Raw genomic sequence first — 9537 nt, 5'->3', positions numbered from 1 at the left:
CACGGTCGGGGTTTGAACTGAGCAGACCCATGATCTGATCGGGAATGGCCCCGTTCTTGACTCCCTTGTGATACACAACCAGCCACGGTTCCTCGGGCTTGCCGTCGATCAGTTGGGCAACCTCCTGAGCCAGAGCTTCGCCGTTCTTCAACCACGCGTTCTTCCCAGACCCCTTGTCCATTACGTGGACAGTGAGGTTCCCGTAGCTTTTGGCTACTGAGGGCAGCCGCACGAGGTTCCCCAGATGCTTCTCCCACAACGCATAGGTCGCACGGACGCGCCCGGAGGCGTCGAGGATAACCATGGGGGCCAGATCGTTTGGTATCGCGTCTCGGCTGTCGAGCGCAGAGATGACCATGGAGGCTCTATTGGGTTTTCGCAGGAGAACGCATCGCCCTGAAAGAGCGTACAAGGCGTCCAGATAGGAGGCGTGTCGTTGCTCCAAACCCGGCCGGACCGAAAACAGGCTGACCCCTGTGGTTGCTTCAACGTCAGGCCAAGTAAAGGTCCCTTGACCACATGAGGCCTCAAGTTCATCTTCCAGCCTCTCGATCAGTTCAACCAGCGCCGGATGTGAGAAACGCAGCGGGTCACGCAAGGACGCAAGCTGATCCGCGTTGAGAGAGACCACCTCGCCGGGAAGCACCGCCTCGTCCCACACCCGGACAGCGCGGACCTTGCCGTGATAATGGAAAACACCAGCATCCCCAAAGCGACGGCCACGGCAACGGCTCATGACCATGGCGTGAGTGGTGAGCAGAACACGGGCCTCGCTTGGCGGTATAGAACTCAAACGGTTGAACTCTTCGTCAGAAGTCAGGATCGCAAAGTCAGCCTCATTGAGGTTCATCTCCTCGACCAGGCGAGCAATCTCTTCCAGACGGGAAACGCAGAGCAGGACCGCCACGCCGCCACGATGTTCAGACCTCAGAAGGTGATGGACGAAGTGGATCAACGTCGTTGTCTTCCCGACACCAGGATCAAGGCTGGAGAGGAAGAAGCTGGTGGGCGTTGTCCCATCAGCCATAGCGACCATTGTAGCGACAAGCTCTCGCAGGGCTGTAGCGACATCCTGCGGCGTAGGACCCCCTCCACGTCGAGCCAGTTCTTCCAGCAACGAGGTGGTCGTGGCGTCAGTCAGGTCTCCTGAGCCGTAGCTGGTACAATCTCTATAGAGAGGTCTTAATGGTGTTTGTACCACCGAGCCAGACTCATGCTGCAAAGCACAAGCCGATCCAGTGGCCAAGGCAAATGCTTGAGCCATAAACAGGTCCTTGATCGTGTTGTTGGTAGAAGGGACAGGTTGTCGGGAGTGCAGCCCGGTGGGTCGGGTTGCGCAATGGTGGAACTTTATTACTGCACAGTCCGTGCCATCGGGAACCACACTGCGAATCGTCGGCTAAGTCAGGTCCAGGAAAACTCTTTCGGTTTGGCCAATAATGGGCGTTGATCCTTAAAACGAGGGTCTTCCGAAAAAGCCAAGACACACGTCAATCAGGGCGAAAGCTGCTACCATCAAGACCACCATCCCGAAGCGTCTCCCAGAGCTGGCCACGCTCCAGCAGAAGCTTTAGCAGGCTGGACTGGATTTCTTCGCTTTTCTAAGGCTTGTTCGCTCATAGCCGAGTGCGCTGCAAAGCTTTCGACAATGGCTTCAATCAGTTCAGAGGAGAAAATCGGTGAAGCCGCAAACTGCTCCTTCGCGTTGTTCGCTGCCTGTTGCGCCAACAGCTCGGAAGCCAGTAGCTTGGTCCTTAGCGTTCCCACGACATACCGCCTCAAGCTCGGCCTTACCGCAGTATTGACTGAAAGCTTTCAGCACTTCTTCAGAGCTATCGGAAAAGTCGAGGACGAAGTTTGTCTCCTTCTTGATCGAGCCGCTCTTGTAAGTCATGTTCAGCCGGCACAACGTCTGCGCCGCTTGCCCACCGGCAAGCCGTCTGTCGACATACATTGCTGACAACAGAGGCTGGTCGAAGCCTTTCTGGAACTTGTTCACCACCAAGAGGATTTGGAAGTCATCGGTGTTGAAGACATCCTTAAGTTCTTGCCCTTTCAAATCCGGGTTCAGGGTCTGATTGGTTTCAGTGAATGGCTCCGCTCCAACTTAGCTGTCGCGCACCTCGTCTGAGTAAGCAGCCAGTGTTCCGAGGGAGTACCCCTTTTCCTTGATGCAAGCGTCGATAGCCAGCTTCCAGCGCACGGCTTCTTTGCGAGGCTGCAGCACGACCATTGTCTTTGCCTTGCCGCCCATCCACGTTAACTGGCAAGCTAATGTAACCAGCTGACGTTGCCGTACTCCTCATGGAGGTCATTCAACCCCGCACCAAATCTCAACTTGACCCTCTGCTCCCGCCTTTTCCCTAAACACTTCCAGCATCGCTGCACTAGCTGCTGCCGCAGCAGACCGGGGAACTAGTACTGCGTCCTGTATTGGAAGAGCAACTTGGCCATTCTACTGAGGAAATGCTAATTTTTGGTATGGTAGATTTTGTGTCATCGAAAATGCGAAGCAGGATCATGCGTGGTGTCAAACAGAAAGATACCAAGCCCGAAGTCGCAGTTCGGAAAGCACTTCACGCAATGGGATACCGTTTTCGACTACACAGAAAAGACCTGCCCGGTAAACCTGACATTGTACTTCCCAAACACCAACTGATTATTCTCGTGCATGGATGCTTTTGGCACCAACACCAAGACTGTAAAGACGGTAGGGTGCCTGCAAGCAATGAAGACTACTGGAAGCCCAAGCTTGCTAGAAACGTTGAACGAGACAAGGAAACTATAGCAGCTCTTGAAGGCTTGGGTTGGTCAGTTCATACCGTTTGGGAGTGCGAGGCAAAGAATCCTTTGGTTTTGACTTCCAGGCTTTCGGAAATACTCTCCGAAAAACACCTTTGACTGATAAAAATTCCTGGGGAAAAAGCCTGGCATTGCACTGGTTCTCCGCTATGATTCCTCTCGAATCGGAGAGGCAGGTGAATGAAGCAGCAATTTACATATGTAGACTTGTTCGCTGGATGCGGAGGGTTTTCGCTTGGGCTCGAGTATGCGGGCTTCGAATTAGAGCTGGCGGTTGAAAAGTCAGAAATGGCTGCCGAGACGTTTTTTCACAATTTCGTCGAACCTATTACCGACCAAAGTGCTTGGGAAGATTTCGCATCAGCGAGAACCAGCGTCGGCGAACAAGCATCAAGAAAACTGATCGTAAAGGAGCTATCCGCTGTTCTGAAATGCCCTGAAACGCTCGACAAGTTGCGTTCGAAGAAAATCGATTTAGTGGCAGGTGGGCCTCCCTGTCAGGGGTTTTCCTTAGCTGGGCGGCGAAACCCTGAGGATGTCCGCAACAGCCTACCGTGGCAGTTCCTTGAGTTTGTCGAAGCTGTAGAGCCTAAAGCTGTCGTTATTGAAAACGTGTCGGGGATGACACAAGACTTTAGGAAACATGGGAGGCGTTCTCCCTTCTCAGACTTGCGCTTGGCGCTTCAAGGAATTGGCAAAGGGTACGATGTTCAACCGGTGCTCTTAAATGCAATGCACTATGGCGTACCACAGCATAGGCCGCGGGTCATGCTGTTGGGGCTGCGCAGAGATGTTTCTTCCCAACTCGGCCTTTTTTTTTCAGAGAAGATTTGGAAGTCCGAATATGATTTGATCGGGAGTCTTCAGTTTGAAAAACGTCCGAGTTTGGCTCCGGTAGCTACCCACTTTGGCGACGAGATTCTCACCGTTCATGATGCTATTTCGGATTTGGACTCCCAAGGCTACAGCCGAAAGAGAAAAATCGCGGAATACGCGCGGGAAATGCGCCAAGACACTTCTTGGATACCCAAGTCGCAACAAGGTAAAAAAAACAAAAAACTGAAAAACCACAACCTCCGCAAGCATTCGCGCCCAATAGAAACACGCTTCCGCCTCTACCAATATTTTAGGGATCAGGGCATCCCGGCGAAGGTTCTGGCGATTCCAAAAACGGCTGAAACACCGCGTGAAGGCCTACAGTTGCTCGTTTCTGAAGCCGTAGCCAAAGCGAGGATTCCAGCGAAAGCGCCAGACGGAACTGTACTCGCAATATCCCATAACGAGTTGGTTGAACTAATTTTGGGGTTGGGTACTCGCAAACACAGCCAGAGGCCTCTCTCTTGGTCATCGCCCAGTCCTACGGTTGTTAGTCTTCCAGATGATTATGTACACCCTGATCAACCAAGAACACTAACAGTCCGCGAATTAGCTCGTTTCCAATCGTTTCCCGATCACTTTGAGTTCCGTTCAAAAGAGACGACCGGCAGCCTGCGTCGCCGTTTCGAGGTGCCGCAATATACACAGGTGGGGAATGCGGTTCCCCCTCGGCTCGGTCGGGCCGTGGGTGAAGCCATCTTACAAGCTTTGAAGAAGTATGGAGCGAGTCAGGGTGAGCGTCCGGAGCATGCTGCTTAGACTAACTTGAACAAGAACTTTTTTTTGTGCAGTAACAACGCCTAGAGTTAAGGCTAGTTACGCTGTGATCAAATCGTCTCATGGTTGATTTGCAGCATTCTGCAACTTTGAAATTAGGAGACCAGTGAAGTGACCGGCACTCCCCATGTTGACATAACCCCTTCCCCGCGCGTCCTACGCATGTTGGGTCAAATAGACTTCGCTCCTTGGCAATGTCTCGCAGAACTCATCGACAATTCGATTGACGCCTTTATCGACCAACTTCACAGCGGCGTTCCTCCTATCAATCCAAAGATCTCTATAGCGTTGCCCACCGAAGCTCAACTGAAGGACGGAACTGGGTTCATTGAGATATCGGATAATGGAACAGGCATGACGCTTGACCAAATGAGTGATGCTGTCCGCGCTGGCTACTCGGGAAACGATCCGGTTGAGAAAATGGGTCTCTTTGGAATGGGGTTCAATATCTCCACTGCCAGACTAGGGCGACGTACAGAGGTCTGGACATCGACCAAAGACTCGGGAGATTGGACAGGTATCATTATCGATTTCGATGAGTTGGAACGAAATGCTACTTTTGAGGCTCCAATAAAGACGCAACCTAAGTCCGAAACAGAGCTTGCGAATGAAGATCATGGTACGAGAATTCGAGTTTCCCTCTTAGAGGGGGATAGAATACGGGCGCTGACAAGAGGGGCTGGAAAACGAAAAACCATAACGCGTCTCGGAAAAGTATACGGCCGCATTATGGAGAATATGGGGATTGTCCTTTCGTACGACAGCGACAGGGTCGTGCCAAAAAAACACTGTGTTTGGGACAAAAAGCGAAGTGTCGAGACTGCAAAGTTTGGCAAGGTGCCCGCGATTATCCCCATTAAGGAAGAGCTTCCGAGCCGGAGATTTTGTTCGACCTGCTGGGTTTGGCTCTCCGATATCGAAGAAAACTGTAACGCATGCGGTCACTCCGAAAACGTCGTGGAACGAAAAAGAACTCTACGCGGATGGATTGGTATTCAGCGGTTCTTTGACAAGGAAAACTATGGGATAGACCTCATTAGAAATGGGCGTGTCATAGAAGAACTCGATAAATCGCTATTTTACTTCGTGGATGAGAACGGAGAAAGACTATTTGAATACCCCGTTGATGCCACCCACTGGGGGGGGAGGATAGTCGGAGAGCTTGAGATAGACTTCGTTAGAGTATCTCACCAGAAAGACTCTTTTGACAAGCTTGACCCAGAGTGGAAACACGTAGTCGAGTTTGTCAGAGGAAACTCACCAATTCAGCCCATGATCGCTAAGCGTATGATGTTGCCTGAAAATGACAGCCCTTTGGCCCGTCTATTTGCTGGTTATCGAAAGGGAACCGCTGGGCTGAAAGACCTTGTACCTGGGACTGCAGACGGCAGAGGGCTAAACTCCGGTCCAATTCAAGAATTTTTTCAGCGTTTTCAAGCTGGAGAAACAGCGTATCAGGATGATAGCAAATGGTACGAATTGGTTCTGCAAGCCGAGAAAGCTAAGAAAGGGGGTAGTTCAAAAGGAGCGGATGATGCGTCGGGTGATTTCCCAATCGACGATGACCCAGAAGAAGACGACACTGACGACGAGGGATCGTCAGTTTCAAAGAATGAAACAACTCATGGCGACGCTTCAGATCAGCCATCATTCCTGAAGGACACGAGGCTTAGCGGGCCTTATGAACTTGAAGCATTACCGGGAAAACCGACGATTACGGTTGAAGCTTATGAGCATGACGAGGATGTGTTTGGGAGACCCTACTCCGTACGCCCGGAAGCATATTCACTAAAGTTCGACTACAACTCGCAGTCTTCATTTTTTGAGGAAAGCTTGGAAAAGCCGGTTGATTGCTTGCTAATGGATTTGGCCCATCATTTTCTTGCCGTTTCCCAACAGAGTCCCCGCGAGTATCCTGTTTCAACAATAGAGCGACAACTTCGAGAAAAATACTTTCCCGAGTTATCCAACTCAGTCGTAGAAACAGAAGCTAATGCCTCAGCTCTAGTAGAGGGGCTCAAGCGGCACTTTGCCGCCAACCTACCTGAGGTCTCACCCATCGCCATCGAAGACATCCCAGTTGATCAAATCGCGCACATACAGAGAGCGGCCCAGCAAGCTGAGTCGGCCTCGAAAAGTGAGGTTGAGGAGAGAATAATATCAGGGGACTTTGTTCAATACACCTCAAACCGCTTTGTAATCGAACTCGTCAAAGGTTGGCCGCAACTAGTTACAAACGGGCTATTCTTTGTCACACCTTTTGAGGAAGGGGAAAGTGCCGCAACCTCTCCGGCAGTGTCCGAGCTCATAGAAACACTCGCTGATATCCTTTGGCTAAAAGAGGACGGCGTTTCGGCAATTAACAAAGATCTAAGTTGGCGATTAAGGTACGCTCGTTCGGTTGCATCACTAAGGCTACTTGAGAATTGGCAGGCCTAAAATGCCCGGCTTCATTTCCGTCGAACGTCTAACTTTCGGCCCCTGGGCTGCGCTGGAAAGAGCGGTGGCACGACTAGTGTCACACGCAGGGTTCAAGGATGTTAGCATTGTCGGTGGAACCGGTGACCAAGGTGCCGATGTCGTTGCAACATTCAAAGGGCAAAAGTGGGTCTTTCAGGCAAAATATCGCAACAGCGGCGGAATGGATCGTGAAGCGGGAGAAGACGCTATTCGTGCGATGGGGGCTTACGAAGCGGATGTAGCAGTAGCGATTTCGAATTCCTTTTTTTATGAGGGCGCATACGACCACCACGCTCAGGCAAAAAATGATGGAATTCCTTTGCGCCTTTGGAACAGTGATTTTCTCTTAGACTACTACGACAAGCTGCCTTTGCTCTCAAAAAACCGTCGTGAGCTAAGGTCTTATCAAATCGAAGCGGTCGAGGCGGTTGAAGAAGTCAGAAGTGCGGGACGGCAACAAGCGTTACTTGTGATGGCTACTGGGCTTGGTAAATCAATGGTTGCGAGTACGCTGATCGCGAATGAGCAGAACAGAAACTCCGGACAAGAAATCCTCGTTCTGGCCCACATGACCGACTTAGTTCGCCAACTAGAAACCTCGTCTTGGTCGCAGCTGGAGAAGACGTGTTCTACCCACCTTTGGACCGATGGCGAGAAGCCTGAGTATGAAGGCGGCGTGGTCTTTGCGACATGGCAATCGCTACTAGCAGCTATTCGAGGAGGCGACGACCTAAGTCACCGTTTTGGTTTAGTTATTGTGGATGAGGCTCATCATGCTCCATCGACAGCGTTTTCCCAACTGATTGACGCATTGGAACCTAATTTCTTGGTTGGTTTAACTGCGACACCTTGGAGATCAGATGATCGCAGTCTAACTGAACAGTTCGGCGAGCCTTGTTTCTCAATGGACATTGTCGAAGGTATGCAGCAAGGCTACCTTTCGCAGGTCAACTACCAGATGCTAACGGATGGTATTGATTGGGAGGAAATAAGCCGACTTTCTCAACAAGGCTTGACGGTGAAAGACCTAAACCGGCACTTGATGATGCCAGACCGTGATGTCGCGATGGTAGAGATGATCTGCGACAAAATGGGAGAAATCGAGAACCCTCGGGCACTCGCCTTTTGCCGTTCAATAGACCATGCAGAGAAGCTTCAACCCCTCTTTGCCAGCAGAGGTATCCGTGCAGCGGTCTTGCACAGTGGACTAACTCGACCGGAACGCTTTACCAACTTGGCGAATTTCAGAACCGGCAATGTTGATCTACTAATCTCTATTGAGATGCTAAACGAAGGGATCGACGTTCCTGATGTCAACGTTGTGGCATTCATGCGCGTGACCCATAGCAGACGCATATTCTTGCAGCAGCTGGGACGAGGTTTACGAATTTCGCCCGGCAAAAAGAGCGTTCATGTAATGGATTTTGTCGCGGACATTCGTCGAGTCGCGGCGGGAATTAGTATGAACAAAGAAGCTCGTTCTAACTCTGACAAACATCCTGAAATCGTCCGGTACCACAAAGAGGGAATAATTCATTTTGACAATCTCGCTGCGGAGTCATTTTTTGATGAGTACTTGGCGGATGTTGCCGACATTGACAACTTGGATGGCGGGGCTCGACTCCGATTTCCTGGTGCTGAGGAATTCTAGAGGCGCGTATCATTATGCTGAGCGTAGAGGCTAAAAAGCTAATCGAGGAGCTAGCGCAAGTCTCACTAAAGGGACCAATAAAGGCCGTTGGGCATGGAGCGACCTCTGTTGGTATGACCCTTTTGAAGGAAATGGGAATTGACTACCAGTCAACGAGAAAACCCACGAAGTATGGCATTGTGGTTTCTGCAAGACGAGGTTCAAGATCCTTTGATCCTCACAGGGTGAATCTGTTCGCCGCCGTACCGGATTGGGACATTAGCCCTCTTAAGTCATCTGCAGAAATTCTAAACAAATATGGCTACTTACGTAGTGAAGAAAAGAAGCTTTACTGCTCAGTTCGAGCGGGTCAACCAAACCCGCAAGGCTTGGTGCTTCGGCACAATAGAGTAGAGGACTCGCTAGAAGAGTGGGCAGTCGTCGAAGGTCGAGAAGAGCATGTCGCTTCCTGGAGAATGGAAAGACTGAAGGCGAGACTATCTGCCAGTCACCCTGAAACAATCTGGGTCTCAGCAAGTTCCAGCACGCTTGGCGGCGTCGAGTACTTCCATTATCGACACGCCTCCTACTCCTCTGCCGCAAGGGTAGAGCTATTGCCTGAGCTAATTTGCGAAGGAACAATCACTTTGGATCATCTGATCAGCAAAAAGAATGGACGGGTTACTGAAAAAGGGCCGCTCTTCAAAATCCGGCCAAGAAACATTCCCTTGCTGTTTCCGGGCAACAGCTTCTTTGATCTTTTGTCCATGTAGTCAACTAGATCCGTTCCGCCTATTTTGCGCGAGTGTTTGCATAGGCTGTTTGGTCGTGGTTCAACCTAATTGGAGCAGTTTCGTAAAGTATTTGGCCATGGGATGTGAGCGAGGCCTCAAGGTAGCCGTCGCTACAGCTTCTAGCCTTAATAGAGCCTATAGGCACTCCTTCCTGACCCTCTTTCTTGTTGATCACACGGTTGCAGACTTCGGGGTGTT

The 9537-nt window shown here is 50.9% G+C and carries 6 protein-coding genes and 1 pseudogene; 5 read left to right on the top strand and 2 right to left on the bottom strand.

All coding sequences use genetic code 11. The features are described from left to right. Both AC2FJZ_RS22015 and AC2FJZ_RS22010 read right to left on the bottom strand, forming a co-directional pair. Positions 1 to 1264 (bottom strand): annotated as a pseudogene (locus tag AC2FJZ_RS22015) (hypothetical protein); the annotation flags it as partial. Between the two features lie 399 nt (positions 1265 to 1663). Next, a complete protein-coding gene (locus AC2FJZ_RS22010) occupies positions 1664 to 2059 on the bottom strand; it encodes a type I restriction enzyme subunit R domain-containing protein (protein WP_496780337.1) in 396 nt (131 codons plus the stop codon). Positions 2060 to 2466: 407 nt separating this feature from the next. On the opposite strand from AC2FJZ_RS22010, the gene AC2FJZ_RS22005 reads away from it, so the two are divergent. From AC2FJZ_RS22005 to AC2FJZ_RS21985, 5 genes are all read left to right on the top strand, one after another. Next, positions 2467 to 2901 (top strand): very short patch repair endonuclease, encoded by a 435-nt coding sequence (locus AC2FJZ_RS22005; RefSeq protein WP_496780339.1) that lies wholly within the window; start codon positions 2467 to 2469, stop codon positions 2899 to 2901. 81 nt (positions 2902 to 2982) lie between these two features. Next, the gene (locus AC2FJZ_RS22000; RefSeq protein WP_496780335.1) at positions 2983 to 4437 is read left to right on the top strand and encodes a DNA cytosine methyltransferase; all 1455 of its coding nucleotides are present in this window, start codon (positions 2983 to 2985) and stop codon (positions 4435 to 4437) included. Positions 4438 to 4566: 129 nt separating this feature from the next. Continuing rightward, on the top strand, positions 4567 to 6894 hold the full coding sequence (locus AC2FJZ_RS21995; RefSeq protein ID WP_496780333.1) for an ATP-binding protein: 2328 nt from the start codon (positions 4567 to 4569) through the stop codon (positions 6892 to 6894). Position 6895: 1 nt separating this feature from the next. Next, positions 6896 to 8566 carry a DEAD/DEAH box helicase family protein gene (locus tag AC2FJZ_RS21990; RefSeq protein WP_170567950.1) on the top strand — a complete coding sequence of 557 codons (1671 nt, stop codon included), beginning with the start codon at positions 6896 to 6898 and terminating at the stop codon, positions 8564 to 8566. A 14-nt stretch (positions 8567 to 8580) separates the two neighbouring features. Further along, entirely contained in the window at positions 8581 to 9318 is a 738-nt protein-coding gene (locus tag AC2FJZ_RS21985) for an MvaI/BcnI family restriction endonuclease (protein WP_170567951.1), read from the top strand. The last annotated feature ends 219 nt before the right edge of the window (positions 9319 to 9537 follow it).

It is taken from the genome of Ruegeria sp. CDSA079, from assembly GCF_059612245.1.
The sequence above is the reverse complement of the archived record's forward strand: the minus strand, read 5'-3'. Positions and strand labels throughout refer to the sequence as shown.